This window comes from Rhodococcus erythropolis NBRC 15567, from assembly GCF_001552595.1.
Classification (GTDB): Bacteria; Actinomycetota; Actinomycetes; order Mycobacteriales; family Mycobacteriaceae; genus Rhodococcus_F; species Rhodococcus_F erythropolis.
The window spans coordinates 1-26,384 of the sequence record NZ_BCRM01000018.1 but is presented as its reverse complement, the minus strand read 5'-3'; the positions used below and the strand labels follow the sequence as shown (position 1 = coordinate 26,384).

Here is a 26,384-nt window from a genome sequence, read left to right as displayed (position 1 = left end):
ATTACGCGGGCGGGAACGTCCGAACCCGCCGTAACCGACACTTCGCGCGAACGTACGATTGCGCCGTGAGTGTCGTGATTGCAGTGCTGCTGGTCGTGGTCGCCGGCTTGGTCGGCTACCTCGTCGGCGGGGTGCTGGTGCCCAGGCTGTCGTCGCGCCAGAGTCAGCGCTCGGACGAACAGACCGGGCTCACGATGTCTCAGGTTCTCGACCTCATCGTGTTGGCTTCGGAAAGCGGTATCGCCGTCGTCGACGGTTTCCACGACGTCGTGCTCTTCAACCCTCGCGCCGAGGAACTCGGCCTCGTCAAGAATCGTCTGGTCGACGAGCGAGCTTGGCGGGCTGCTCAGGAAGTTCTGCGGACGGGCCAAGCCGTCGAGGTCGATCTGACGGCGCAGACCGCTCAGCGCGGCCGCGACAAGATCGCGGTACGTGGCACGGCCCGGTTGCTCAGCAAGGACGATCGCAATTTCGTGGTCCTGTTCGCCGACGACGATTCCGAGCAGGTCCGCATGGAGGCGACGCGACGCGATTTCGTCGCGAACGTCAGCCACGAACTGAAGACGCCGGTCGGTGCGATGAGTTTGCTCGCGGAGGCACTGCTCGAATCTGCTGACGACCCGGAATCGGTGCGGCACTTCGGCGAACGGGTGCTGGGCGAGTCGATTCGTCTGGGCAAGATGGTCACCGAGTTGATCGCACTCTCGCGCCTCCAGGGCGCCGAGAAGCTGCCGGATCTCGACGTGGTCGACGTCGACACCGTGGTGTCCGAGGCACTGTCGAGGTCGAATCTGTCGGCCGAGGCCGCCGGGATCACCGTCACCACAGACCATCCGAGTGGGCTGGAAGTACTCGGGGATCAGACTCTCCTCGTCACAGCATTGTCCAACCTCATCGAGAACGCTATTGCATACTCGCCCAAGGGTTCTCCGGTGTCCGTCAGTCGGTCGGTACGCGGCGACAATGTCGCGATCGCAGTCACCGACCGAGGAGAAGGCATCGCGAAAGCGGACCAGGAGCGAGTGTTCGAGAGATTCTTCCGCGTGGACAAGGCGCGGTCACGGCAGACCGGCGGAACCGGTCTGGGGCTGGCGATCGTCAAACACGTCGCGGCCAATCACAACGGCTCCATCGAACTGTGGAGCAAACCGGGAACAGGGTCTACCTTCACGTTGCAGATACCGGCACACGTGGAGTCGGACGACGACATCGACTCTGACGACGCGGGAACCGCCGGTTCCACGCGGATCGGCAGACGAGAACAAGGCAGTAGAGAAAACGGCATGGAGGCCAAACGATGACGAGTGTGCTGATCGTGGAGGACGAGGAGTCCTTGGCGGACCCGCTGGCGTTCCTGCTCCGCAAGGAGGGCTTCGAGACCACCATCGTCAACGACGGACCGTCGGCGTTGGCGGAATTCGATCGCTCCGGAGCGGACATCGTCCTGCTCGACCTCATGCTGCCCGGCATGAGTGGCACCGACGTCTGCAAGGCGCTGCGGTCGCGCTCCGGCGTTCCCGTCATCATGGTGACGGCGCGTGACAGTGAGATCGACAAGGTCGTCGGCCTGGAACTCGGCGCGGACGACTATGTGACCAAACCGTATTCGGCGCGCGAGCTGATTGCCCGCATCCGTGCGGTGCTGCGTCGCGGGGTGGAGAACGAGGCGGATCTCGCCTCCGACAATGGGGTGCTCGAGGCCGGACCGGTGCGGATGGACGTCGAGCGTCACGTCGTGCAGGTCGCTGGAAACCCGGTGACGTTGCCGCTCAAGGAGTTCGACCTCCTCGAGTACCTGCTCCGCAACTCCGGCCGGGTGCTGACCCGCGGACAGTTGATCGACCGCGTCTGGGGCGCCGACTACGTCGGTGACACCAAAACCCTTGACGTACACGTGAAGCGGTTGCGTTCGAAGATCGAATCGGATCCGGCCAAGCCCGAACACCTGGTCACGGTCCGAGGATTGGGCTACAAGCTCGAAGCGTGATCGAACCTCGAGACGAATTCAGCCGCCCACACGATCGTGTGAGCGGCTGAATTCTTTTTGTTTACGTGGAGTCAGCCCTGAGCTTTGTTCTGAGCGATCGTGGTCGCCGGATGGACTGCTATGAGGCCGAGGCCGGCGCGACGCCTGCAGAGGCGAGCCAGCTCGTCGTACGCACGCTTTCCGAGAAGCTCTGTCAGTTCCGGCCCGTAGGACTGCCAGACCTGCCGCTCCCCGACATGAGCGTCGGGGGAGCCGGAGCAGTACCAGGCGAGGTCGTCGCCGCCCTCACCCCAGCCGCGGCGGTCGTACTCGGTGATCGTGGTCTTGAGGATCTGAACGCCGTCCGGCCGGTCGACCCAGTCCTGGGTGCGGCGGATGGGTAGCTGCCAGCACACGTCCGGCTTCACCTCGAGCGGCTCGATGCCCTTCTTGAGCGCCATGGAATGCAGTGCGCAGCCCTCGCCGCCGGCAAAACCCGGCCGGTTGAGGAAGATGCATGCACCTTTGTAGCGGCGGGTGCGCAGCGCGGGCTCGTCCTCGAGGTCGTCTTCTTCGACGTAGCCCTTCTTGCCGAGACCCTTTTCCATGAACTGCCAGTCTTCGGCTGTGAGCATTTTCACTGACGCATCGAGCTTGTCCTGATCCTCCTGATCGGAGAGGAAAGCGCCGTGCGAGCAGCAGCCGTCGTCCGGGCGGTCGCCGATGATGCCCTGACACGCCGGCGTGCCGAACACGCAGGTCCAATGCGAGAGCAACCACGTCATATCAGCGGAAATGAGGTGCTCGGAGTTGTCCGGATCGACAAATTCGACCCATTCGCGCGGGAAATCGAGATCGACCTCGGGGCTCGGAGTCATCTTGTGGGACCGGTCTGGGTTACCTGCTGTCACAAGGGCCGACGGTAGACCCAGTAACGTGGCGATGTGCGACTAGGGGTACTCGACGTCGGAAGCAATACCGTCCATCTATTGGTTGTGGACGCCCATCGGGGCGGCCACCCAACACCCATGAGCTCGACCAAGTCCACGTTGAGGCTGGCAGAAAACACTGACGACCGCGGCGATATCACCACGTCAGGGGCCGATCGGTTGGTGTCGACGGTCTCCGAATTCGCCGGTATCGCCAAGACGTCCGGGTGCGAGGAAATGATGGCTTTTGCCACTTCCGCCGTCCGTGACGCCAACAATTCCGAAGCTGTGCTCGCCCGCGTCCGCGCCGAGACCGGAGTCAATCTCGAGGTTCTCTCCGGGGTCGACGAAGCCCGCCTGACCTTTCTTGCCGTGCGCCGCTGGTACGGCTGGAGCGCCGGACGCATCCTGAACCTGGACATCGGCGGCGGCTCGCTCGAACTCACCGCAGGCGGTGACGAGGATCCGGACGTCGCCTTCTCACTGCAACTCGGTGCGGGACGGTTGACGCGCGACTGGCTACAGGCTGATCCGCCGGGCAAGCGCCGGGTCGCTGTATTGCGCGACTGGCTGGACGCGGAGTTGGTCGGACCAGCCAAGGAACTGCGCGCCGCCGGCGACTGGGACCGCACGGTCGGGACCTCGAAGACCTTCCGATCGTTGGCTCGGCTCACCGGCGCGGCCCCTTCTGCCGCAGGCCCCCGGGCAAAACGGACCCTGACTTCCAGCGGACTCAGGCAACTCATAGCCTTCATATCCAGGATGACGGCAGCGGACCGTGCAGAATTGGAAGGAGTGAGCTCGGATCGGTCACAGCAGATTGTGGCCGGCGCGCTCATCGCAGAGGCAACCATGCGGGCGCTCGGAGTGGACGAACTGGAAATTTGTCCCTGGGCACTGCGTGAGGGTCTGATTCTGCGAAAGCTCGACACAGAAATGGGCGGTGAATTGGTGGTGAGTGCTTGATGACCGAGGACAGTCAGCAGATTTCCGTAGCGGAACTGCTCAAGCGGAACGGTCAGAGCGTCGAATCCCGAGGTGGACGACGCCGGCGCGGCGTAGCCGGTGGCATCTCCGTCGCCGAACTGACGGGTGAGATCCCGATCGTTCGCCAGTCGGGATCGCGCGCGGCCGCCGAGCCAGAGTCGGACGAACCAGCAGCCCAGCCTGAAGCAGCTGCGCCAGAAAACGCTGCACCTTCTGCGCCGGCCGAGGCTGTCGCGGAAACCGCCAAGTCAGCCGAACCGGCACCGAAGGTTCCCGCCGACCGCACCGCCGCCTTCGCCGTCTCGTTCGACGACGACGATGACGATGACGAGCCGCAGGCACCCAAGGCCGAGTCGAAGCCGGTTGCCACACCGCCGGTCACCACTCCGAAGCCGACTTCCACGCCTTCGCCGGGACAGACCTCGAAGTCCTCGCCCGGACAGTGGGTGAGCCGGGCACCGCTCAACTCCTCGTCACCGACGCAGGTAACGCAGGAACCAGCACTGCTGTCGGGTCAGACCCTGGCGGGCGATCTGATGCGTCAGGAGCGCGCCGCAACCCAGTCGCCGTCGTTGCGTCCGCCGATCCTGCCGCCGCGTGTCCCCACTCCTGTCGTGAAGGCACCTGCACCGACTGCTCCTGCTCCGGCCGCGCCGGAAGAGAGCACCGAACTGATCGACAAGATCGCAGACGCGGATGCCGGCGAGGCCGAATCGACCGCCGTGGTCGATCTGGTCAAGGCGCCGGCTGTCGATGACGGTGCAAAAAAGTCCAGTGCCGTCGCGGAGTCCGATGTCGAAGCCGAACCGGCAGCGGAAGAGGCAGGCGAGCGTAACTCGATCCGTGAATGGGCAGTGCTTGCCGGTCAGGTGGTTGTTGCACTGATCGTCGGCGGCGCGATGTTCAAGGGCTTCGAGAAGCTGTGGGACATGCTGCCGTGGGTGGCGTTGGTGCTCGCGCTGATCGTGATCGTCGGCTTGGTGGCCGTCGTGCGAGTTCTGCGCAAGACGGACGACATCACGAGTTTCGTGATCGCGGTGGTCGTCGGCATGATCGTGACGCTCGGTCCACTGGCGTTCTTGTTGACCTCGGGTTGATCGGACGATGATCGGGGGATCGCAGCGCATGGTTCGTCGGCCGATCGCTGTCGGCTTGTCGACGGCTTCGGTATATCCGGAGAACACGGAAGCAGCATTTCGCTACGCCGCTGATCTCGGATACGACGGTGTCGAACTGATGGTGTGGGCCGAATCCGTGAGTCAGGACATCGGTGCTGTGGCTGCCCTCGTTCGCAAGTATGCGATTCCGGTGCAGGCCGTGCATGCGCCGTGTCTGCTGATTTCGCAGCGCGTGTGGGGTTCCGATCCGGTCGAGAAGCTCGAGCGTTCGGTACGCACTGCCGAAACCTTGGGAGCGACGACGGTGGTCGTCCACCCGCCGTTCCGGTGGCAGCGCAAGTACGCCGAAGGCTTCGCGGAACAGGTTGTCGATCTCGAATCGAAGAGCAGCGTCGTGGTGGCGGTGGAGAACATGTTCCCCATGCGCGCCGACAGCTTCTTCGGCGGCAAGGACAAATCCGCGGAGCGTCTGCGTAAGCGTGGTGGTCCGGGGGCAGCGTTGTCCGCGTTCAGTCCGTCGTACGACCCGACCGATTCCGATCACGCTCACTACACACTCGACCTTTCGCACACCGCGACGGCGGGCATGGATGCCTTGGAGTTGGCCTCCCGTATGGGCAAGGGGCTCGAGCACCTGCACCTGGCCGACGGTCGCGGGGCGTCGATGGACGAGCACCTGATTCCGGGGCATGGCTCACAGCCGTGCGCGGAGTTGTGTCAGCAATTGGCTGCGAGCGAATTCAGCGGCCAGGCTGTCATCGAGATCAACACGCAGAACGCGCGCACCCGGCGGGAGCGGTCGTCGATGCTGGCGCAGGCGCTCGCGTTTGCACGCGAGCACCTGGCACGCTCAGCGGTGGCCGGCAAGTAGCGCAGCTTCGAACTGCGCGCGTACCTTCTCGACGTGTGCGTCGAGGTCTTTGGTCTCCCAGCCTTCGGTCGAGATGGGATCGAGCACCGAGACGTAGACCGGGCCTGGATGGGCGACAAGCGAATTGCGCCACATCCGTTCACCCGCATTGTGAATCACCACGGGCACGATCGGCACACCGGCTTGGATCGCCAAGTGAAATCCGCCCTTCTTGAAAGGGCCCAGGCGTGGCGTCGGAGAACGGGTGCCCTCCGGAGCTATGACTATCGAGACACCATTCTTGAGCTTGTCGACTGCCGGTTGCAGCGCAGCCTTCGCTTTTGTGGTGTCGGTGCGGTCGATGTAGGCGACGTCGAGCAGTGCACCGACGGGCATGAACCGTGGATCGCTTGCCGCTTCCTTCTTCGCGACGCCGGTCACGTCACGCTTGATCACAGTTCCCAGGACCAACATGTCCAGGGAACTCTGATGGTTGAACATGAACACCGCCGGGCGGTGGTCCCACACGTTGTGCTCGCCGTCGATCTCGACGTCGATGCCGAGCAGTGAGAGCGAGATGTCGGGGCCGTAGGTGCCGACCAGGTTCGCACCCAGTTGACGGTTGCCGGTGACGATGCCCGCCGACGCGCCGAGGGCGGCGGTGGCAGCAAGCGCACCCATGGCGGTTGCCGTTCGGATCGTCGAGATCGGTGTTGCGCCTCGTTGCGGTTTACGCAGGCTGACCGAAGGCCAGTGATTGCGCAACGCGATCCTGGCCAGACCACGATCGGGATTCAACGCGACAGGTCGCCCGACGGCCTCGAGCATGAAGACGTCTTCGACACCGTTGGAGTACGCAAACGCGTTCTTCAAGTCGGCGCCCATCTTCTCGGCATAGCCCGCAAGGGCATTGGCCTTGGCCGGCCCCCACAGAGCGGGCGAGGACAGTTCGCCGGTGAGCATGCCGTCGACGACTTCGGGTTCGGTGCACAGCACGTCTTCGATGTCGAGATCTTCGGCGACGTACTTGGCCTGGAACGGAGTCGCCGACGTGGCCATCACGATCGTGTGGCCGGCTCGCCGGTGCGCCGCCAGTAGCCCACGGGCTTCCGGGTAGATCATCGCGGCGATCTCCTGCTTGAACAGCCGTCGGCCCCAGTCGTTGAGTTCCTCGACGGTACGGCCGCCCAGGGCGCGAACGCCGATGTCCATCAGCGCTCCGACATCAGCGCCACGGAACTGGGTGTCGATCGCGGCGCCGGTGGTGCGCAACAATTCGCCGACGCTGATATCCAAGCGCCGCAGGCGGTCTCGGTACACAACGCTGGCTGAGTACCCGCTGATCAACGTGCCGTCGAGGTCGAAGGCGGCGATCGTTCCGGGCCCGGGAGGCGCGGCTTCGATGGCGGAGTGCAGACGCTCGAGTCCGGTCACAGTCCTACTTCCTCGTTCTCGGCGGGCGCTCGATTTGCTTCTGGAATGGTCACTACTGCTGCGGCGTCGGGCACGGGCATTGCCACCTGATCGAGCCGTGCATGCGCGAGTGCTCGGATATGGCGCAGACGTTCGACCTGGACCTTGATCTCCGCGGCAAACGCCAGGCGCCTGGCCCGGACTCCGTCGTCGTCGACTTCGATCAAGTTGCGGTTGCGCGCCAAATTCAGTGCAGTGGCGAACAACTCACCGGAGACCGATTCGTTGCTGGCGATCTGCTGCCGCAGGCGACGCTGATGTGCGACGTCGATGCAGTTGCTGATGAAGGACTTTTCGTCGAACGACGTCGAAATCGGCGCGAGCACAAGCTGATCGGCGACAACCTGGTACGCCTCGAGGAACGGTTGCAGCACTCGGTGCGCGAGGTACGGCCGCACCGTCTCGATCATGTGCTCGGTTCGTTTGTCGGCGGCCATGACGGTTTCCCACTCGGGATCGATCAGGGTCAGCTCGGTTCGCATCTCCTGCTCGAACGTGTCCCGGTCGCTGAAGAAGAACTCGAACTTCATCAGGTCGCGGATGCGCTTGGCCTCGGCCCAACCGTCTCCGACGGGATCCTCGAACCGCTCTTCGACGGCTGCCTGGAGCACGAGTTCGGTGATGGCGCGCACGACGAGAAAGTGAATTGTGTTGTTGCGGTAGAAGGCAGCAACAAGATGCTGGTCCTTGCCGAGGTAGAAGACCTGCTCGCCGCCGCGATCGAAGCGCTCGAGCACACCGGAATCGACGTGTGTCTGCAACGCCTTCTCGATGACACGCGGATCGGACAGTTCGACGTCGCCGGCGATCGGAAGATTTCGCGCGGTGATGTATCCGAACAGCGGCGTGAGAATCGCGGTGAGTTCACGAACTGTCAACGCCCGGTCTTCGATTCCGAGGAACGCCAACATCGCCAGTGAAGACACGGTCACCGGCGTGACCTCGTTGATGCGGTGACACACCTCGATGCCGGCCTTTTGAATGGCGAGGCGCTGATCGGTTTCCTGGCTGAGTGCGTCCGCGAGTGAGAGCGGCCGGCCGATGGTCACGTGCGCGACGCCGTTGCGTTTTCCCTGTGCGCGTACGTAACCCACCATCCAGCGCAGGCCTTCCGGTGTCTTCTCGGCGCCGAGTGCCTCGGCAGCCATTGCCCCGACCTCGTAGAGCTGGTCGTAGCTCAGCGCGACGGGGACGAGGTACACGTCGGATGCGCCGCTGACCTGAAAGGCCTTGGTCAGGTAGGTCAGGAGACCGAAGCGCGGTGGGCGTAGTTTCCCGGTACGCCCGCGTCCACCTTCGATGTACCACTCCAGATTGAAGCGTTTGGTGAGCAGGTAGCGCATGTACTCGTGCATCGACCACTTGTAGACCTCGTCGTTGCCGATGCTTCGACGAATGAAGACGGTGCCGCTGCGCTTGAGGATCGAGCCCATGGGCCAGAAGCTGATGTTGAGGCCGCCCATGACGTGATTGAGCGGCAAGCCGTTCGCGATCAATGCCGGACGCAGGACGAGGGGATCGAGGTACGAACGGTGACTGGGGAGGAAGACCAGTGAGTGTTCCTTGTTCAGCTCACGGAGTTCCTCGAAGCGGCTCGTGTCCACGTCCAGCTTGTAGGCGCGAGCGAAGTAGCGGCCCAGGCGATCCCACACCGCGATGGCCTGGCGACTCTGGGTGGCAACCATTTCTTCGAGAGCTTCACGGGCGCGGCGGTCGACTTCGGCGACGGCGATGTTCAACCGGTCGGCCAAAGCCATCACCTCGGTGGTGAACCGGCGGGTGTCGGTGATCTCGTCGACGACGAACCGCGACACCTTGTACTGGCCACCCAGAAGGCCCAATTCGGCGCGCTCGAGTGCGAGGGCGGCCTGCCGTCGGATGAACTCGGGTAGTGAACCGCCACCGCTCTTTTCGAGGCGACGCTCGAGATCGCTCAGTGGTGCTGGCTCACCTTCGATGACCTGGCACCGTGAAGGGTCGGTGCGCAGGGTTCTGCGTTGCGCACCGCGTCCGGGGTGGAGGGGATCGCGTGGTGCCAGCGCATCACGCAGTCGCACCGCGACGTTGTGTTTGGTATGGGTGTCCGGAATCCACACCACGCGAAGCGGTGCGAGCATCGGGTCGTCGGTCCGAGCCGCCAGTTCTGCAAGGGTCTTGTCGGTGATGTTCACGGTGACCGGCCGAGCTTCGGATGAGGTTGCCTTGTCGGCAAGCCACTTTCGCAGCACGCCGGCTTCGGCCTCTGTCATGGTTTCGGTGAGGTACACGCGCGGGTTGGTCGTGTTCTCGCTCATGACTCACGCACCTTCCGTTGTGACTCCGAGAGCCACGATCTCGTCCAGGCTCTCCTGCAAGCACTGCATCAGCAGCGCGGGCTTCGTGATCGCGGCGGTGTCGAGATTGATTCCGATGCAGCACACCCCGACGTGGGAGACCAGTGTCGCCATCGCCGCGCAACCGGGCGCCGGGCCGAATGGGAACATCCGCTCGATCTTCGCTCCGGCGAGATAGACCGGAACCGGTACGCCGGCGACGTTGCTCGCCTGCAGGTCCAGTCCTGTCGACTGGGACAGATACCAGTTCGCGAGTAGATAATTCGGCAGGCGAGCGAGGATCGGGGCGGCGACGTCGAGAGCGTCCAACGCGGGTTCCTCACGCAGACCCAGAACGATTTCTCGCACCTGCCTGATGCGTTTGGCCGGATCCGTTTCGGCGACCGGGCCGTTGAAGCGAACGGCTGCAAACCGGTTGCCGCCGTTGGCATCCGCGCCCGTGCGCATGCTGATCGGCATACCCATCGGGATGCTCTCGACGGATTGTCCGAAGGCTTCGTGGTAGCGATGGAAGCCGCCGAGCAAAGCGGCGACGTAAGCGTCGTTGAGTGAGCCGCCGGCAGCTTTTGCTCCGGCCTTGAGCTCGGGAACACCCACTTCGAGAGTTCCGAACCACCGTCCGAGACCACGATCGTGGAGCAGAGGGGAACCGGAACGAGCTGGGGGAGTGACGATCTTGCGGAGTGAATTGGCGTACCCGAGGACCTCGGAAGCCGTGCTGAACGGACTCGAGATCGCCGTGGTCGCAACATTGGTGGCGCCGCGAACCAGCTTGGCGATACGGGAGGGCGCACGCCGGATCTCGCTGACGACCTCCTCGCCGAAGGCGCCTACCGACGACAGGTGCTCCGGAGCCGGCGGTGTGCGGTCGGGCTTGTTCGGAGTGGGATCCGGGCGCCTGCTGTGCAGCAGCGTCATCATCTGGATGCCGCCCATGCCGTCGGTGATGGAGTGGTGAGTCTTGACCACGAACACGGCACGACCGTCGTCGAGACCCTCGATGAGCAGCGCGCTCCACGGCGGCCGAGCCTTGTCGAAAGGTTCGGTCGCAAGGTGACGACACATGCGCAGTGCGTGATCGAAGTCCGCTGGTGCGGGCAAGCGGACGCGTCGTAGGTGGTAGCCGATGTCGAACTCGGGATCAACCGACCACACCGGATTGCCCAGTTGCATTGCCGGTTCCACCGCGCGCATACGAATACGCGGAACCACGTGTGATGCCCACTCGACTGCGTCGAGAAGTCGATCCCAGTCCGGAGCTCGATCGAGAACCTCTACCGCAACGATCGGTGAGCGCAGTTGCGGCTGCGCCTCTTCCATCCGCCACATTCCCGTCTCGAAGTCGGACATCGTGCGGTTTGCCCCCCAGGCAACCGCGGAAAGGTCGACGTCGACCGCGCTCGGAGGAACAAATGGATTGCTGTTGGCCATACGTCAAGAACTCCCTCGGTCTGCGGATCCACCCCGCGCATCTCTGCTTCTAAGTGTGGACCCGTGACAGTGGGCGCGTCCCGGTTTCGGTGTCAGCCGACAGGTGTGACGTTCGTCAGTTAAGGGCTAATCGGACATGCCTCGAAATTCGACCAGCGTTCACGAAGCGACGCCGACGGCTTTCAGAGCTATCTCGCGGTAGAGAACGCTGACTTCGCGCGGAGTCTGCGGTCCGTCGAGTCGATACCAGAGGACGACGGACTGACACATGCCCAGCAGTGCGCGGCCCGTTCCGGTGATGTCCGGGACCGTGAACTCACCGCTGTCGACGCCTGCCGTCAAAACGTCGACGAGTAGATTCTCGAGCTTCTTTCGTTTGGCGGCGTAGCTCTTTCGTTCGGCGTCCTCGAGGTACCGCAGTTCGGAATCGAGGAACGCGATGTCGGAGCGACTGGTCATGTGCAGAACACACGCCTCGACGAGATTGCCGAACTGTGCCGTCGGCGACGGTCCGGCAGCGTCGACCGCAGCGCTCGCGCGTGCGGTGACGTTCTCGATGCCCGGTTCCATCAGCGCGACGAGGATGCCTTGTTTGTTGCCGTGGTGGTAGTACAGCGTCGGCACGGTGACGCCGGCGCGTTTTGCAATGTCACGAACCGACGCTCCGTGGTAGCCGAGTTCGTGGAAGACCTCGAGTGCGGCGGTGAGCAGGGGAGTCAGCGTCAGTGGTTCGACGATGCGCCACTGTTCGTCGGGTTGAGCCCCCGACTGCAAATCCGTCATTCCGCCTGTTCGCTCCGTTCGGAAATTTCTGGTGGTGTGCGCAGAGAAGGTTCAACCCTAGCGCAAGGCGTGTCCTGCCTACCGATGCTCGGCCACCATTGGATAGCATCACTATCCAGTGGCGGCCCGAGCGAGTTGGACGGAGGAGCGGTGAAGGTTTCCGAATTGGCCGCACAGTCCGGCGTTGCATTGGCCACGATCAAGTACTACCTCCGTGAAGGTCTGCTGATGCCTGGTGAACCGACCAGCGCGACGGGAGCGAGGTACGGCGAACAGCACGTCCGGCGACTCGCGTTGATCAGGGCGCTGGCCGGGGCGGGACTCGCGATTCCACGGATTCGTGCGGTGCTCGAATTGGTGGACAGTGACGAGCGATCCGAATTCGAGACTTTCGGTCGCGCGATCGCGCAACTACCGCCCTACGTCGATCCGGTGCCGGATCAACAGTTCCCCAGAGCTCGCAAGGTTCTGGAGTTTCTCGGTCAGGTCTACGAGCCGAGGTACGTGGCGGTTGCTCACCTCGAGCGTGCACTGATCGGTCTCGAGGATGCCGGACTGAGCCTCTCGGACGAGCGATTGCGCGCCTACGGCGACCACATCCGAGGAATTGCCGAAGTGGAAATCGAGCTGATGCCTACCAGTTCGACCGAGGACGGCATTCGCTATGCAGTCCTCGGAACCGCCATGTACGAACCTGTCCTGACAGCTTTGCGACGCTTGGCGCACCAAGACCTTGCCGCACGACATTTCCCGCAACACCGAGAAAGCCCCGAACAGGAAAATCGATGAGCACCAGCCCCTTTCAAGATCTCAATCGCCTCACCTCGCTCGGCGACGGGCGATACACCGCAACGATCGATCCGATCTGGACCATCGGGCCGAAAGTGCACGGCGGCTCCATGATGGCTGTGTGCGCCGCTGCCGCGCGTCAATGTCTGCGAGACGGCGCAGGTGAGAACGACTCGCTTCTGAAGATGCAGCCACTCGCGGTGAGCGCCAACTATCTGTCCGCCCCCGACCCCGGTGAAGTCGAACTGGAGGTGATCGTCCGAAAGCAGGGACGCCAGGTCGCGTTGTTCGACGTCGAGTTGAGCCAGGCGGGACGCAGCGCTGTTCGCGCGGCGGTCACGCTCGGATTCCCCGATGACGGCGACCCCACCTTCGTCACTGCCTCGTCGATCGACGACATGTCACCGGAACCGCCGGAGAGTGCGGTGGCCGTCATCGGCGATCACCCGATGGCGCAGGTCGTGCACGTCGGGCAGGGCTGCGACATGCGAATCGACACCACCTCGGCGCACTTCCTGACCGGCAGCCAAGGCGAGGCCGAGGTCAGGATGTGGGTTCGTCCTCGACCCGAGGACGAGAACGACATCGACACCGCTGTGCTGTTCGCGATCATGGCGGGCGACATCAGCGCGCCCGTGACGATGAACCGCGGCCTGTTCGGGTGGGCGCCGACCGTGCAGTTGACGACGTACCTGCGCCGACTGCCGACGCCGGGATGGCTTCGCGTGCGGGCAAGCTCGGATGTTCTGGGCAGCACGTGGTTCGAAGAGGATCATGCTGTTCTCGATTCGACGGGCGCAGTCGTCGTACAGAGCCGTCAATTGGCGATGATGCCCCGCTAGGGTCGATCGCTGCGGTCGTGGCAGGCTGTTCGCCATGACAAGAATTGCGATTATCGGTGGCGGCAAGATCGGCGAGGCGCTGATCTCCGGGCTGTTGCAGGCCGGCCACGCCATCAAGGATCTGGTTGTCGCCGAGCAGTATCAACCTCGCGCAGACGAATTGATCGCCGAATACTCCATCCGCGTCAGCACGATCGCCGACGCCGCCGAGGGCGCCGACGTCATCGTCATCGCGGTCAAGCCCGGCGACGTCGAATCAGCGCTCACCGCGTTGACGAAGGTCGATCTGGACGGCGACCTCGAGCAATTGATCGTTTCCCTTGCGGCGGGTATCCCGACCGGGTTCTTCGAAACGCGTCTGCCCGCAGGGTTCCCGGTCATCCGCGTCATGCCGAACACCCCCATGTTGGTCGGGGAGGGCGTGAGCGTCCTCTCGCCCGGACGGCACGTCAAGGCCGAGCATCTCGAGCTCGTACGCGGCATCCTCGGCAGCGTCGGCAAGGTGGTCACGGTTCCCGAATCGCAGATCGACGCGGTCACTGCTGTCTCCGGTTCCGGCCCGGCCTACTTCTTCTTGGTTGCCGAAGCGATGATCGATGCGGGAGTCGGTCTCGGCCTGACGCGCCCGGTCGCTACCGAATTAGTGGTGCAGACGATGGTCGGCTCCGCAGCGATGCTCGATCGCACCGGCGACAGCGCGACGGATCTTCGCGCCGCGGTGACGTCACCGGGTGGAACGACGGCTGCGGCACTGCGTCAGCTCGAAGCGGGCGGCCTGCGGACGGCGTTCTTCGATGCCTTGGATGCCGCCAAGTCGCGCTCGGCCGCGATGGGTTCAGCTGCGGAATAGTCGTCCGTTTAGCCACACCCGTCGCTTTAACCCCACCAGTACAGCTAAGCTCGACTTAGTACGTACGTGTCTGTTCCGCCGGAGGGGAAGCCGGCGGCGCGAGTCGTGCTGGAGGTATGTGGATTAATGGTGTCTGCAAACAAGCCGTCCATGGGTTCGTCCCACGACGGAAAGCCGGCAGTGGCCGGCACGCAATTCCTCACTGTTGCTGAGGTAGCAACTTTGATGAGGGTGTCGAAAATGACTGTGTACCGGTTGGTACACAGTGGCGAATTGCCCGCTGTACGAGTGGGCCGTTCGTTCCGTGTACACGCGAAGGCGGTACACGATTACCTCGAAACCTCGTACTTCGATGCCGGCTGACCAGCCGGTTCGAAGAGGATGACCTCGGCGTGAGCCGAGTCGCGGGCACAGCGGTTGCTGTGCCGGAGGCTCGGTTTATGCCGAGTGAGACCACACCGGTACGATGAGTCACTGTCGTACCAGCAAGCTGGTGTCGTAAGGCGCTGAGCTAGTTAAAACGAGGGTCAGGCGCCAATTGCTTGGCGCAGGCGTACGTGACCGGCGTGCGCAGGAACGCTAGAGAAGAACGTGAGGGACACCCGCTATGGGTTCAGTGATCAAGAAGCGTCGCAAGCGCATGTCGAAGAAGAAGCACCGCAAGCTGCTTCGTCGTACCCGAGTACAGCGCAGGAAACTCGGTAAATAAGCAGTACCTGTTGATGCCCGCCGCCCCTTCCGGGGTGGCGGGCATCGATGTATTTCAGGGGAGGGGCGACGTATCTCAGGGGAGAGATGTGTCGGCCGTCTCATTGTCTGGGCGGTTTGTCTTGAATGGCCGAATTTTGGGTAGTCAGCGCGGGACCCCCTCTGCCCGTAAAGTGGGGGAAAATCGCGGGAGGAACGCTTCGGCAGAGCGCGTTTCTACTGGATATGGGGGTACTTGGTGGTTGAAGGTGACAACACTTCAGGGGGCACGACGCCTCGCGTCGTACTGGTGACCGGGGCGAGCAGATTTCTCGGCGGCTACCTGGTGACCAGGCTTGCGCAGAATCCGTCGATAGAGCGTGTCATCGCCGTCGACGCCGTCAGTCCGAGCAAGGACATGATGCGCAGAATGGGCCGCGCGGAATTCGTGCGAGCAGACATCCGCAATCCGCTGATCGGCAAAGTGATCCGAAACGCCGAGGTCGACACCGTCGTGCACGCGTCGACGCTTCAGAAAGCCCCCAAAGCCGGCAGCCGCGCCGCGATGAAGGACATGAACGTCATCGGCGCCATGCAACTGTTCGCGGTCTGCCAGAAAGCTCCGACGGTTCGCAAGGTGATCCTGCGCTCGGCTTCGGTCGTCTACGGGTGCAGTGCCAAGGATCCCGCTCAGTTCACCGAAGAAATGAGTGCGCGCCGCCGGCCGCCGGGCGGATATGCCCGCGACAGCCTCGAGATCGAGGGATACCTCCGCGGGATGGGGCGTCGGCGCCCGGACATCTCGGTCGGGATTCTGCGGTTGGCGCCGTTGATCGGACCTCAGCTGACTGCAACCGTCGGGCACTACGTCACCGCCCCACTCGTGCCCACCATCGTCGGGCGCAACGCGCGCCTGCAATTGCTCCACGTCGAGGATGCCCTCGCGGCGCTGGAGAAGGCGACCATCGGCCACGCCTCGGGTACGTACAACATCGCCGGCGACGGAGTGGTCATGATGTCGCAGGCGATCCGCCGGGCAGGCAGGGTGGAAGTTCCCATGCCGCTCGCTCTGTTCCGTAGTGTCGGGAGCGCGTTGGTGGGGTCGTCCATGAGGCTCTACACCGACGAGCAACTCGAGTACTTCCGGTTCGGCTGCGGACTCGACACCACTCGCATGCGCAGCGAGTTGGGGTTCGAGCCGCGATGGACCACCATGCAAGCACTCGACGATTTCATGCGTGCGATGCAGACGCGCCGGATCATCAAGTCCGAGTGGATCGATCGGGCAGAGAATGCGTTGACCACCATCCTCGGCGGTGACACTGCCGAGGCGAGCGTAAGTGCAGACGTGATGCACATGCCGTTGTCGGGACGAAGTGCGGTGAAGGGGTGACTGACGTGGCGAAGGTAATTCCCCTGCGGCCCAGCGCAACTCACACCGGAAAGTCGGAAGCTTCTCGTTCGCGTGAGTCCGTCACCGGCGCGGAGCGTGACGTCCGTGAACAAAGTCAGCGTCGGCATCCGTCCGGAGTGCCGTCGGCGGCCGACCATGGTGGTGAGAGCACGTTCGTCGATGCGGCCAGGTCGGCGATCGTCGACCAGATCGCCTCGGCAGCAGAATTTTTCCGACGTCGGGTGTCCGGCGACTACGAGGTCGACGAGTTCGGATTCGACCCGCATTTTGCGGACAACGTCGTCATGCCCGTGCTGCGGCCGTTGTTCGAGAAATGGTTCCGCGTCGAGGTCAGCGGGATCGAGAACATTCCCCTCACCGGGGGAGCGTTGGTGGTTGCCAATCACGCCGGTGTCATCCCACTCGACGGGCTGATGACGTCGGTTGCCGTGCACGATCATCATCCGGCGCATCGTCCACTGCGAATGTTGGCTGCGGACATGGCTTTCGAAATGCCGGTGGTGGGCGGACTGGCGCGCAAAGCCGGCCATACGTTGGCGTGCAACCCCGACGCCGAGCGTCTGCTCAACGAAGGTGAAGTCGCGGCCGTGTTCCCGGAAGGATTCAAGGGCATCGGGAAACCGTTCAGTGAGCGGTACAAGTTGCAGCGGTTCGGGCGCGGTGGCTTCGTGTCGGCCGCAATGCGAACCGGTGTTCCGATCATCCCGTGCTCGATCGTGGGCTCGGAGGAGATCTATCCGAAGATCGGTGATCTCACCACACTCGCACGCGTTCTCGGTTTGCCGTATTTCCCGGTCACACCTTTGTTTCCGCACCTCGGGCCACTCGGCCTGGTTCCATTGCCGTCGAAGTGGTACATCGAGTTCGGAAAACCGATCGTCACCGACACCTTCGAGAGCGGTGCAGCCGACGATCCGATGGTCCTGTTCGAGGTCACGGACCACGTCCGAGAAACGATTCAGCAGACGCTTTATCGGTTGTTGGCCAAGCGGCGCAACGTCTTTCTCGGCTGAGTTCGGTCCGGATCGCTTCTCGATCCGGACCGAACCCGCTCAGGCGTTCTGTTCTTTGCGCCTGGCGAGAATTGCCGCGAGCGCACCGCCGACTGCTCCGAGTACCAGCGCTGTGGGAACGCCGATTTTGGCGGCCTTTCGTCCGGTGCGGAAATCACGAACTTCCCAACCGCGGTTCTTCGCGAGTTCACGAAGGTCTGCGTCGGGGTTGATCGCCACCGGTGTCCCCACCAACGAGAGCATCGGTACGTCGTTGTGGCTGTCCGAGTAGGCGGAACAGCGCTTGAGATTGAGGCCTTCACGCACCGCCAACGTCCGTACGGCGTGCGCCTTGCCCATGCCGTGCAGGATGTCGCCGACGAGTCGGCCGGTGAAGACTCCGTCCTCACTTTCGGCGACGGTGCCCAAGGCGCCGGTCAATCCCAGTTTCTCAGCGATGACCTGGGCCAGTTCGACCGGAGTTGCCGTCACCAACCACACCTGTTGTCCGGCGTCGAGGTGCATCTGGGCCAACGCCCTCGTGCCTGGCCAGATCTTGTCGGCAATGACCTCGTCGTAGATCTCCTCGCCGAGGCGGGCGAGTTCGGCGGTGGATCGACCGGCCACGAAGGACAGTGCTTTCTCGCGGCCTTCGGCGACGTCGTCGCTACTTTCTCGGCCGGTGACTCGGAACTTGATCTGCTTCCACGCGAAATCCACCAGATCCGAGGTCTTGAGATACTTTCGTGCAGCGAGACCACGGGCGAAGTGGATGATCGACGCACCCTGCACCATGGTGTTGTCGACGTCGAAGAATGCGGCGGCCGTGAGGTCGCGCGGAACGGCCGGGGGCTCTTCGCCGGTTTCCGGTTCTGTGGGGTTGGCAGCTTCGTGCAATGCCAGAGCTGCATCAGCGCTCGCCTCGCCGGCGAGATTGGCTCGAACTTCCGACTCACTCGGGCCCAGCGGATTCTTTACATGGCGACGTCCGGGGAGAATGACCCCGGCAAGCCCTGATCCGAATCCGGAGCCGTTCGGTAGTGATCGCGCAGGCACCCGCACCTCCCGTGTTGCATTCTCGAGCAGAGAACTCTTCGAGTCAGCCTATCCTCCGCGATGAGGCCCGATGGGTTGGATGGTGACCTTCCCTGTGGTGTGTGACGTTCCTCTCCGCCGATTTGGTACCGAGTGGGGCTCCGGAGGCACACTCGACCGATCAAGTAGATGGCGTCCCAGTAGAAGAAAGGTATGCGTCGATGACTGCAGCTACGCATGAAGTGACCTTGTTGACACGCGCAGGATGCGCGTCCTGCGTCGGCGCGGCGGAGGTACTACGACGGGTCTGTTCCGAGTTCGAGCTGGAATTGACGTGCATCGACGTAGACGAAGCTGCCGCGACGGATCCAGAGCTGAGAGCGGAGTACGGAGACAGATTGCCGGTCATTCTTCTCGACGGACGCGAGCACGGTTACTGGGAAGTTGACGAAGAGCGCCTTCGTGACGATTTACGCAAGTAAGGCAACCCTCAAAGTTGTCCGCGGAGCCGCTTTGCAGGTGAACGGCACATCGAACCCGTCTCGAGCAACTTTGTGCATGGGTTCACAAGCGGTTACCGTGGTGTGAACATTCCCCCGGAGCATCGTGGAGGTCGACAGTCGTGTCGACCGGACGAGGAGCCAGCGACGTGACCGAACCGCACCAGACGCATGAGCCTGTGGCTCAGCGCGTCACCGGCGCTGCGGGCTCTTCTGTCACCGACTCGATCGCTCAGGATCGCGTCATCCCCCAGGCTACGGTGACGCGCTTGGCCGCATACCTGCGGGTCCTCGGAGTGATGTCCGACCGGGGTACCTCCATCGTCTCGAGCGAGGAACTTGCGCAGGCGTCCGGTGTCGGATCAGCGAAGTTGCGCAAGGATCTGTCATTCCTCGGACCCAACGGCGTCCGCGGCGTCGGATACGACGTCAACAGGCTCCGCATCCGCATCGAGCGTGCACTCGGACTCGATCGTGGGCACAAGGTCGTTCTCGTCGGAGTCGGAAACCTCGGCAAGGCGCTGGTCGGCTACGGCGGATTCAGCCGCCGCGGTTTCGAGATGGTCGGACTCTTCGACAGTGACGCAGATCGAATCGGAAGCACAGTCGGCGACCTCGTGGTGCGCAGCACCGAGGAACTGACCGTCGCCTGCCGCGAATTGAACGCGACCATCGGCGTCATCTCCACACCGGACGAGGCCGCGCAGGGCGTGTGCGACCAGTTCGTCAGCGCCGGACTGCGCTGCATCATGAGTTTCTCGCCGATCGCCCTCGACGTTCCCGACCACGTGGAACTGCGACGCGTCGATCTAGCCGTCGAGATGCAGGTTCTCTCCTTCAACAGTGCGCGCAACGCCGATCAGGCATCCAGTGCGCCGCGAGTACGAGTGGCTCACGCCGCATCCGCTTCGTCAGTCCCATCCACCAGTTCACCCGCTCCGGTCGGAGCAGGTTCGACAAGAAACGGATCAGTGATCGCGCCGTGAGTGTTCTGCTTGTCGGGGTCTCGCATCGAACCGCGCCCGTCCCGGTGCTCGAGCGAGTAGCTGTCACCGACACCGATCGTCCGAAGCTGATCGACAAGCTTCTGGCGTCTTCGCACATCTCCGAAGCGATGATCGTCTCCACCTGTAACCGGGTGGAGGTCTACGCGGTGGTGGACGCGTTCCACGGTGCGCTCACCGAGGTCGGTGAAATCCTCGCCGACCATTCAGGTCTCGACCTGACGGCGCTGCACGCTCACGCCTACGTCCGCTACAGCGAAGCAGCGGTCGAACATCTCTTCGCCGTGGCCAGTGGCCTCGATTCGATGGTGATCGGCGAACAGCAGATTCTCGGCCAGATCCGTTCGGCCTACGCATCTTCGGATGCGCAGCAGGCAGCCGGACGCGTCGTCCACGAACTGGCTCAGCAGGCACTGCGCGTCGGCAAGCGAGTGCATTCCGAAACCGGAATCGACTCAGCGGGAGCATCAGTCGTATCCGTGGCTCTTGATCGTGCAGCGGGCATCATCGGTGAGGGCGGCCTCGTCGGCCGCACTGCCGTGGTTGTCGGAGCAGGCTCGATGGGCGGTCTGTCGGTTGCGCATCTCACTCGCGCCGGAATCGAACGCATCGTCGTCGTCAACCGGACACAGGAACGCGCCGAGCACCTGGCAGAGACGGCACGCTCCAACGGCGTCGACGCCGACGGTGTTGCCTTCGATCAGCTTTCGGCCGCGATGGCGCAGGCAGATGTCATGGTCACCTGTACCGGCGCGGTCGGGGCAGTGGTCACCCTGGCGGATGTGCACCGCGCACTCGCCGAGCCCGATCGCGACAACACCAAGCACCTGGTCATCTGCGACCTCGGGCTGCCGCGCGACATCGATCCCGCCGTCGCCGGCCTGCCGGGTGTCACCGTTCTCGACATGGAGACGCTGCAGCGTGATCCGGCGGCAGGCGCAGCCGCTTCCGACGCAGAAGCCGCACGCACCATCGTCGCCGGCGAACTTGCGACCTACCTTGCCGGACAGCGCCTCGCCGAGGTCACTCCGACCGTGACGGCTTTGCGTCAGCGCGCCGCCGACGTCGTCGAAGCCGAACTGATGCGGCTCGATTCGCGTCTGCCCGGCCTGGACGATCCGCAGCGCGACGAGGTTGCACGCACCGTGCGACGCGTCGTGGACAAGCTTCTCCACGCCCCGACCGTGCGCGTCAAGCAACTGGCGTCGGCCCCCGGCGGCGACTCCTACGCAGCAGCGCTGCGCGAACTCTTCGAACTCAGCCCCGGATCTCCCGCGGCCGTGGCCACACCCACCGACCTGGTGGACGGCGACCGCACTGGAAGGGACCTGCAGGCATGAGCGTCACCACCCCTCGATCGGGGAGCCCGCTGCGGATCGGCACTCGCGGAAGTCTTCTCGCGACCACGCAGGCCGGTACCGTGCGCGATGCCCTCATTGCAGCGGGGCATCCCGCCGAGTTGGTCATCATCAAGACCAAGGGCGACCAGTCCACCGATCCCGTCCAGAAGATCGGCGTCGGAGTGTTCACCGCAGAGCTTCGAGAAGCTTTGCTGGACAACCGCGTCGACGTTGCTGTGCATTCCTACAAGGACTTACCGACCGCGCAGGATCCGCGTTTCGTCATCGCGGCGATTCCGCCACGCGAAGATCCGCGTGACGCGCTCGTCGCCCGCGACGGTCTGGTCCTCGGGGAGCTTCCGGCCGGTTCCAAGGTGGGAACCTCCGCGCCGCGCCGCGTTTCGCAGCTCAAGGCACTCGGGCTCGGCCTCGACATCGTGCCGTTGCGGGGCAACCTGCAACGCCGTCTCGGCAAGGTCGAATCCGGTGAACTCGACGCCGTGATCCTCGCTCGCGCCGGCTTGTCCCGTATCGGTCTGCTCGATCTCATCACCGAGAACATCGAGCCCGTGCAGATGCTCCCCGCTCCGGCGCAGGGCGCTCTGGCCGTCGAATGCCTTTCTGTCAATGCGGAATTGGCGGCGATCCTGGCTGAGCACGATGACGCCGGTACCAGGGCGGCAGTCACTGCCGAGCGTGCACTTCTCGCCGAGCTGGAAGCGGGCTGCACCGCTCCGGTCGGAGCGATCGCGGAGATCGTCGAATCCCTCGACGACGACGGCAGAATCTTCGACGAACTGTCGGTACGCGGCTGCGCAGCCGCCATCGACGGTTCGGACGTCATCCGTACCGGCGCAGTCGGTGCGCCGGACAAGGCCGAGGAACTCGGCCGAGCGGTAGCGCGCGAGTTACTCGAACTCGGCGCCCGAGAGTTGATGAACGTGACTACAGGCGAGGCAGCCGATGTTTGACGCCCCACTTTGCACTTGCACCAAGTTCCCATTTCGATACAGCGCACTGGAGAATCACCGATGACCCGAGTCCGAAAGAACACTCCCGGACGGATCCTGTTCGTGGGATCGGGACCGGGCGACCCCGCCCTGCTCACCGTTCGCGCACGTGACGTCCTCACCGGCGCCGCAATGGCATTCACGGATCCGGACGTCGACAAGGGCGTCGTCGCGCTCGTCGGCATCGACATGGGCCGCGACGAGGAGACCGGCGAGCTGATCGCGGACGTGCGTCCGGCACTCGGTGAGCCTGCCGAGGTTGCAAAGACATTAGTGCACGAGGCCAAGAACGGCCACGACGTCGTGCGTCTGGTCTCCGGTGATCCGCTGACCACGGATTCCGTGATCGCAGAGGTCACGGCAGTCGCCCGCACGCAGGTTCAGTTCGAGGTTCTCCCGGGTCTGCCTTCGGGTTCGGCTGTGCCGAGCTACGCCGGTATGGCGCTCGGCTCGGGTCACACCGAGGCCGACGTTCGCGGTGAAGTCGACTGGGCTGCTCTGGCCGCTGCACCGGGACCGCTTGTTCTGCACGCGACGTCGGGACATCTCGCCGAGACCGCCAGCGCGCTGGTCGAGAACGGCTTGGCTCCGCAGACGCCTGCTGCCATCACCGTCCGCGGCACCACTCGTCAGCAGCGAACCGTCGAGGCAACTCTCGCGACGCTCAACGAAGCCGGATCCGAACTGGTGGGCTCGCTCATCGTCACCGTCGGCAAGGTTGTCGCGCAGCGCAACAAGATGTCGTGGTGGGAATCGCGCGCTCTGTACGGCTGGACTGTCCTCGTGCCGCGCACCAAGGATCAGGCCGGCGAGATGAGCGACCGTCTGGTCACTCACGGAGCGATCCCGATCGAGGTTCCGACCATCGCCGTCGAGCCGCCTCGCAGCCCGGCTCAGATGGAGCGTTCGGTCAAGGGCCTCGTCGACGGTCGTTACCAGTGGGTGGTCTTCACTTCCACCAATGCGGTTCGCGCAGTGTGGGAGAAGTTCGAGGAGTTCGGTCTCGACGCTCGCGCCTTCTCCGGCGTGAAGATCGCCTGTATCGGCGAAGCAACCGCAGCCAAGGTCCGCTCGTTCGGCATCAACCCCGAGCTGATCCCGACCGGTGAGCAGTCCAGCGAAGGCCTGCTGGCCGAATTCGCCCCGTACGACGACGTTTTCGATCCGGTCAACCGGGTTCTGTTGCCGCGCGCGGACATTGCAACCGAAACCCTCGCCGAGGGCCTGCGCGAACGCGGTTGGGAGATCGACGACGTCACCGCCTACCGCACCGTCCGGGCGGCGCCGCCGCCGGCCGAGACCCGCGAGATGATCAAGACCGGTGGATTCGACGCCGTCTGCTTCACCTCGTCCTCGACCGTGCGCAACCTCGTCGGCATCGCCGGCAAGCCGCACGCCCGCACGTTGGTCGCGTGCATCGGCCCGAAGACGGCCGAAACCGCTATCGAGTTCGGTCTGCGCGTCGACGTGCAGCCCGAGACCTCGCAGGTGGGACCGCTGGTGGAGGCTCTCGCCGAGCACGCAGCTCGGCTGCGCGCTGAAGGTGCTTTGCCGCCGCCGCGTAAGAAGTCCCGCAGGCGCTAGCGCACCCGTGAGTGGTTGAGGAGTCTGTGGACTCCTCAACCACTCACAGGTTCCGACGAAGGAGGGCTACTTCTCGTGTTTCCCACTCATCGCCCTCGCCGGCTCCGGCGCACCCCAGCGCTCCGGCGACTCGTGGCAGAGACCTCGCTCGAACCCCGGCACCTCGTGTTGCCGATGTTCGTTGCAGACGGCATCGATACGCCGCGTGAGATCAGTTCCATGCCAGGCGTTTTCCAGCACACCCTCGATTCGCTGCGGTCCGCCGCGGTGGAAGCAGTGGAAGCCGGCGTCGGTGGCCTGATGCTCTTCGGCGTCCCCAAGGCGGAGGACAAGGACCCCCAGGGCTCCGGTGCCTCCGATCCCGACGGCATCCTCAACGTCGGATTGCGCGCTCTGGCAGAAGAACTCGGTGATTCAACGGTCATCATGGCCGATACCTGCCTCGACGAGTTCACCGATCATGGCCACTGCGGCGTGCTTAACGCCACCGGCGCCGTCGACAACGACGCAACTTTGATCCGATACGTCGAAATGGCTCTCGCGCAAGCTGAATCGGGTGCGCACCTGCTCGGTCCCAGCGGCATGATGGACGGTCAGGTGGCTGCGATCCGCGGTGCACTCGATGCTTCGGGGTATGTCAAGGTCGGTCAGCTCGCCTATGCCGCGAAATATGCGTCAGCGTTCTACGGACCGTTCCGTGAAGCCGTCGGATCCTCACTGCAAGGTGATCGTCGTACTTATCAGCAGGACGGCGCCAACCGCCGCGAGTCGATGCGCGAGGTAGACCTCGACATCGCCGAGGGCGCCGACATGGTGATGGTCAAGCCTGCAATGTCCTACCTCGACATTCTGCGTGAGACCGCCGACCGGTCTCCGGTTCCGGTCGCGGCGTACCAGATCTCGGGTGAGTACTCGATGATCACGGCCGCCGCGCAGAACGGGTGGATCGACCGGGACGCGGCGATTCTCGAATCGCTCACCAGCATTCGCCGCGCCGGTGCCGACGTGGTCCTCACGTACTGGGCGTCGGAAGTTGCCGGATGGCTGTGACGGAGTCACGCATGGTGGCTGCACCGGTATCGACCGATACGCTGGTGTCATGACCGAGCAGTGGCCGCCGTCGCGCCAGGAACCGCCCCGCCGGGAACCTCCCTACGAGAACCAGCCGTTCGAGAATCAGCCGTACCGCGAACTCGGACCGATGCCGACGGGTCAGATCCCGGGATACGGCCCCGGTTACAACGGATACCCGGGCCCCCAGCCGAAACCCGAGCCGCCGACGGACGTCGTGACTGCGATTCAGTTGTGGTGGGCTGTGACGGCGCTTGGATTGGTCCAGGGCGGCGCGATGATCTGGATGCTGCTCGGGCAGAAGTCGATGTTCGTCGACGAGATGCTCAGGAACCAGGCGGCTGTCGACGCCGGTCTGACACGCTCCGACGTTGAGGGCATGTTCCCACTGGTCATCGTGTTCTCCGCTGTCCTGGTGGTGATCGTCACCGCGGTGTTCCTTTTGTTCGTGCGCTCGATGAGTCGTGGCAAGAACTGGGCTCGAATGTTGCTGACGTTCTGTGGAGTCTTCATGTTGGTCTCTGCGATCCCCGTGATCTTCGGGCTCGGCGGCGACGGCGGCGCGGCCACTCTGCTGTTCGGCGGAGCGGAAATCCTGCAGGCAGTTGCTGCTGTCGGGGCGATCGTGATGATGCACCGAAAAGAGTCCAATCCGTACTTTCTTCGTTTCCCCCCGGCGGGGAACCGATAGGTAGCTCGGGGTACTGTGAAACGGGTCACTGCAGTAGTAGGGGAGAGGTCGTAGACAATGAGTTCTCAGGAAGCCCTGCGCACGGAAAGCACCCACGACGCTCCACTGCGCCAACGTGGTTCACGGACCGAAGTGATCTTGTTCGCGATCCTTGGAGCCTCTGTTCTGGTGACACTCCTGGTGCTCATGATTCCGGGCATCGTCAGCGGATAGCGCACACTTGAACCCGTGAGTATCTCTACGAAGGTCCGGCGCCCGACGGCCGTCGAGGCAGCATTCTGGCTGTGGATCGCCAGCGCGTTCCTACTCATACTCTTCGGCCTGATCAATGTCACCAGCGCCTCGTATTCGCTGCGTGAGCAGTTCACCGATCAAGGCGTATCGGCCGGAAACATCGACATCTACGTCACCTTCGTGCGGGTGTCCGGGCTGGTTCTGCTGTTGACCGGCCTTGCGATCGGCGGCCTCGCCGGTCCCACTCGCGCCGGAAAACCTCTGTGCCGACGGATCCTGGTGATCGTGTCCGGGGTGTTCGCGGTGCTGCAGATCGCGCTGGTCGTCGCCGGGATCAGTACCGTGCTCGCGCTTGTCGTTCCCGTCATGCTGATCTGTGCCTGCGTCGCGATCTACCGCGACACCACCCGAAGTTGGTTCGCCCGTGGCTGACCGTGCTCCTGAAATCGGCCCGGACGTTCTGTACTAATT

The 26,384-nt window shown here is 63.7% G+C and carries 27 protein-coding genes; 21 read left to right on the top strand and 6 right to left on the bottom strand.

Annotated features, from left to right (window positions below; genetic code table 11):
- The first annotated feature begins 65 nt into the window (after window positions 1–65).
- Window positions 66–1,301, top strand: coding sequence for a sensor histidine kinase (locus tag RE4_RS20975; RefSeq protein WP_019744391.1), 1,236 nt, complete (start codon window positions 66–68; stop codon window positions 1,299–1,301).
- Entirely contained in the window at window positions 1,298–1,987 is a 690-nt protein-coding gene (locus RE4_RS20970; protein ID WP_003942020.1) for a winged helix-turn-helix domain-containing protein, read from the top strand. Before RE4_RS20975 ends, RE4_RS20970 begins: the two co-directional genes overlap by 4 nt.
- 71 nt (window positions 1,988–2,058) lie before the next feature.
- On the opposite strand, the gene RE4_RS20965 is transcribed toward RE4_RS20970, so the two are convergent.
- Window positions 2,059–2,844, bottom strand: coding sequence for a DUF3109 family protein (locus tag RE4_RS20965; protein WP_003941928.1), 786 nt, complete (start codon window positions 2,842–2,844; stop codon window positions 2,059–2,061).
- 66 nt (window positions 2,845–2,910) lie between these two features.
- Between RE4_RS20965 and RE4_RS20960 the strand changes: the two genes are divergently transcribed.
- Genes RE4_RS20960 through RE4_RS20950 form a run of 3 tightly spaced genes read left to right on the top strand, consistent with a single transcriptional unit; the run spans window position 2,911 to window position 5,871 of the window.
- Window positions 2,911–3,861, top strand: a complete 951-nt coding sequence (locus RE4_RS20960) for a Ppx/GppA family phosphatase (RefSeq protein WP_003941975.1) — start codon at window positions 2,911–2,913, stop codon at window positions 3,859–3,861.
- Window positions 3,861–4,979, top strand: coding sequence for an Rv0497 family membrane protein (locus RE4_RS20955; protein WP_042951192.1), 1,119 nt, complete (start codon window positions 3,861–3,863; stop codon window positions 4,977–4,979). The genes RE4_RS20960 and RE4_RS20955 overlap by 1 nt, the downstream gene beginning before the upstream one ends.
- A 7-nt stretch (window positions 4,980–4,986) precedes the next feature.
- Window positions 4,987–5,871 (top strand): sugar phosphate isomerase/epimerase family protein, encoded by an 885-nt coding sequence (locus RE4_RS20950; RefSeq protein WP_019744388.1) that lies wholly within the window; start codon window positions 4,987–4,989, stop codon window positions 5,869–5,871.
- On the opposite strand, the gene RE4_RS20945 is transcribed toward RE4_RS20950, so the two are convergent.
- The 4 genes from RE4_RS20945 to RE4_RS20930 all read right to left on the bottom strand — a co-directional run bounded on the left by RE4_RS20945 (window position 5,851) and on the right by RE4_RS20930 (window position 11,870).
- Window positions 5,851–7,284 (bottom strand): HAD-IB family hydrolase, encoded by a 1,434-nt coding sequence (locus RE4_RS20945; RefSeq protein WP_019744387.1) that lies wholly within the window; start codon window positions 7,282–7,284, stop codon window positions 5,851–5,853. The genes RE4_RS20950 and RE4_RS20945 overlap by 21 nt on opposite strands.
- A complete protein-coding gene (locus tag RE4_RS20940) occupies window positions 7,281–9,617 on the bottom strand; it encodes a glycerol-3-phosphate 1-O-acyltransferase (RefSeq protein WP_020906768.1) in 2,337 nt (778 codons plus the stop codon). The genes RE4_RS20945 and RE4_RS20940 overlap by 4 nt, the downstream gene beginning before the upstream one ends.
- Before the next feature lie 3 nt (window positions 9,618–9,620).
- Window positions 9,621–11,087 (bottom strand): wax ester/triacylglycerol synthase domain-containing protein, encoded by a 1,467-nt coding sequence (locus RE4_RS20935; protein ID WP_030535507.1) that lies wholly within the window; start codon window positions 11,085–11,087, stop codon window positions 9,621–9,623.
- A gap of 159 nt (window positions 11,088–11,246) precedes the next feature.
- Window positions 11,247–11,870, bottom strand: coding sequence for a TetR/AcrR family transcriptional regulator (locus tag RE4_RS20930; protein WP_060939280.1), 624 nt, complete (start codon window positions 11,868–11,870; stop codon window positions 11,247–11,249).
- A 150-nt stretch (window positions 11,871–12,020) separates the two neighbouring features.
- Here RE4_RS20930 and RE4_RS20925 point away from each other — a divergent pair, with 150 nt between their 5' ends.
- The 7 genes from RE4_RS20925 (at window position 12,021) to RE4_RS20900 (ending at window position 17,465) form a co-directional block, all read left to right on the top strand.
- Window positions 12,021–12,659 (top strand): MerR family transcriptional regulator, encoded by a 639-nt coding sequence (locus RE4_RS20925; RefSeq protein ID WP_060939279.1) that lies wholly within the window; start codon window positions 12,021–12,023, stop codon window positions 12,657–12,659.
- A complete protein-coding gene (locus tag RE4_RS20920; RefSeq protein ID WP_020906772.1) occupies window positions 12,656–13,501 on the top strand; it encodes a thioesterase family protein in 846 nt (281 codons plus the stop codon). The genes RE4_RS20925 and RE4_RS20920 overlap by 4 nt, the downstream gene beginning before the upstream one ends.
- A 34-nt stretch (window positions 13,502–13,535) precedes the next feature.
- The gene (proC, locus tag RE4_RS20915; RefSeq protein WP_019744381.1) at window positions 13,536–14,351 is read left to right on the top strand and encodes a pyrroline-5-carboxylate reductase; all 816 of its coding nucleotides are present in this window, start codon (window positions 13,536–13,538) and stop codon (window positions 14,349–14,351) included.
- Window positions 14,352–14,477: 126 nt separating this feature from the next.
- Complete coding sequence (locus tag RE4_RS20910) at window positions 14,478–14,714, top strand: helix-turn-helix domain-containing protein (protein ID WP_003941845.1); 237 nt, start codon at window positions 14,478–14,480, stop codon at window positions 14,712–14,714.
- 244 nt (window positions 14,715–14,958) lie between these two features.
- A complete protein-coding gene (locus tag RE4_RS30790) occupies window positions 14,959–15,060 on the top strand; it encodes a 30S ribosomal protein bS22 (RefSeq protein WP_003402602.1) in 102 nt (33 codons plus the stop codon).
- Between the two features lie 237 nt (window positions 15,061–15,297).
- Window positions 15,298–16,431, top strand: coding sequence for an NAD-dependent epimerase/dehydratase family protein (locus tag RE4_RS20905; RefSeq protein WP_021333922.1), 1,134 nt, complete (start codon window positions 15,298–15,300; stop codon window positions 16,429–16,431).
- Window positions 16,428–17,465 carry a lysophospholipid acyltransferase family protein gene (locus RE4_RS20900; protein ID WP_021333923.1) on the top strand — a complete coding sequence of 346 codons (1,038 nt, stop codon included), beginning with the start codon at window positions 16,428–16,430 and terminating at the stop codon, window positions 17,463–17,465. The genes RE4_RS20905 and RE4_RS20900 overlap by 4 nt, the downstream gene beginning before the upstream one ends.
- 39 nt (window positions 17,466–17,504) lie before the next feature.
- On the opposite strand, the gene RE4_RS20895 is transcribed toward RE4_RS20900, so the two are convergent.
- A complete protein-coding gene (locus RE4_RS20895) occupies window positions 17,505–18,500 on the bottom strand; it encodes an HAD family hydrolase (RefSeq protein WP_020968932.1) in 996 nt (331 codons plus the stop codon).
- A 200-nt stretch (window positions 18,501–18,700) separates the two neighbouring features.
- Here RE4_RS20895 and RE4_RS20890 point away from each other — a divergent pair, with 200 nt between their 5' ends.
- The 9 genes from RE4_RS20890 (at window position 18,701) to RE4_RS20855 (ending at window position 26,345) form a co-directional block, all read left to right on the top strand.
- A complete protein-coding gene (locus RE4_RS20890) occupies window positions 18,701–18,961 on the top strand; it encodes a glutaredoxin family protein (protein ID WP_003941953.1) in 261 nt (86 codons plus the stop codon).
- A 140-nt stretch (window positions 18,962–19,101) separates the two neighbouring features.
- Window positions 19,102–19,965, top strand: coding sequence for a redox-sensing transcriptional repressor Rex (locus tag RE4_RS20885; RefSeq protein WP_019744376.1), 864 nt, complete (start codon window positions 19,102–19,104; stop codon window positions 19,963–19,965).
- Complete coding sequence (locus RE4_RS20880) at window positions 19,962–21,323, top strand: glutamyl-tRNA reductase (RefSeq protein ID WP_020968933.1); 1,362 nt, start codon at window positions 19,962–19,964, stop codon at window positions 21,321–21,323. Before RE4_RS20885 ends, RE4_RS20880 begins: the two co-directional genes overlap by 4 nt.
- Window positions 21,320–22,294 (top strand): hydroxymethylbilane synthase, encoded by a 975-nt coding sequence (hemC, locus tag RE4_RS20875; RefSeq protein WP_029254842.1) that lies wholly within the window; start codon window positions 21,320–21,322, stop codon window positions 22,292–22,294. The genes RE4_RS20880 and hemC overlap by 4 nt, the downstream gene beginning before the upstream one ends.
- 60 nt (window positions 22,295–22,354) lie before the next feature.
- Window positions 22,355–23,917 (top strand): bifunctional uroporphyrinogen-III C-methyltransferase/uroporphyrinogen-III synthase, encoded by a 1,563-nt coding sequence (locus RE4_RS20870; RefSeq protein ID WP_003941969.1) that lies wholly within the window; start codon window positions 22,355–22,357, stop codon window positions 23,915–23,917.
- Between the two features lie 75 nt (window positions 23,918–23,992).
- Window positions 23,993–24,967, top strand: a complete 975-nt coding sequence (hemB, locus tag RE4_RS20865) for a porphobilinogen synthase (RefSeq protein ID WP_060939278.1) — start codon at window positions 23,993–23,995, stop codon at window positions 24,965–24,967.
- Window positions 24,968–25,016: 49 nt separating this feature from the next.
- Complete coding sequence (locus RE4_RS20860; protein ID WP_019744372.1) at window positions 25,017–25,679, top strand: hypothetical protein; 663 nt, start codon at window positions 25,017–25,019, stop codon at window positions 25,677–25,679.
- Window positions 25,680–25,736: 57 nt separating this feature from the next.
- Window positions 25,737–25,892, top strand: coding sequence for a hypothetical protein (locus RE4_RS31320; RefSeq protein WP_019744371.1), 156 nt, complete (start codon window positions 25,737–25,739; stop codon window positions 25,890–25,892).
- 15 nt (window positions 25,893–25,907) lie between these two features.
- Window positions 25,908–26,345 carry a hypothetical protein gene (locus tag RE4_RS20855; RefSeq protein ID WP_019744370.1) on the top strand — a complete coding sequence of 146 codons (438 nt, stop codon included), beginning with the start codon at window positions 25,908–25,910 and terminating at the stop codon, window positions 26,343–26,345.
- Window positions 26,346–26,384 lie beyond the last annotated feature (39 nt).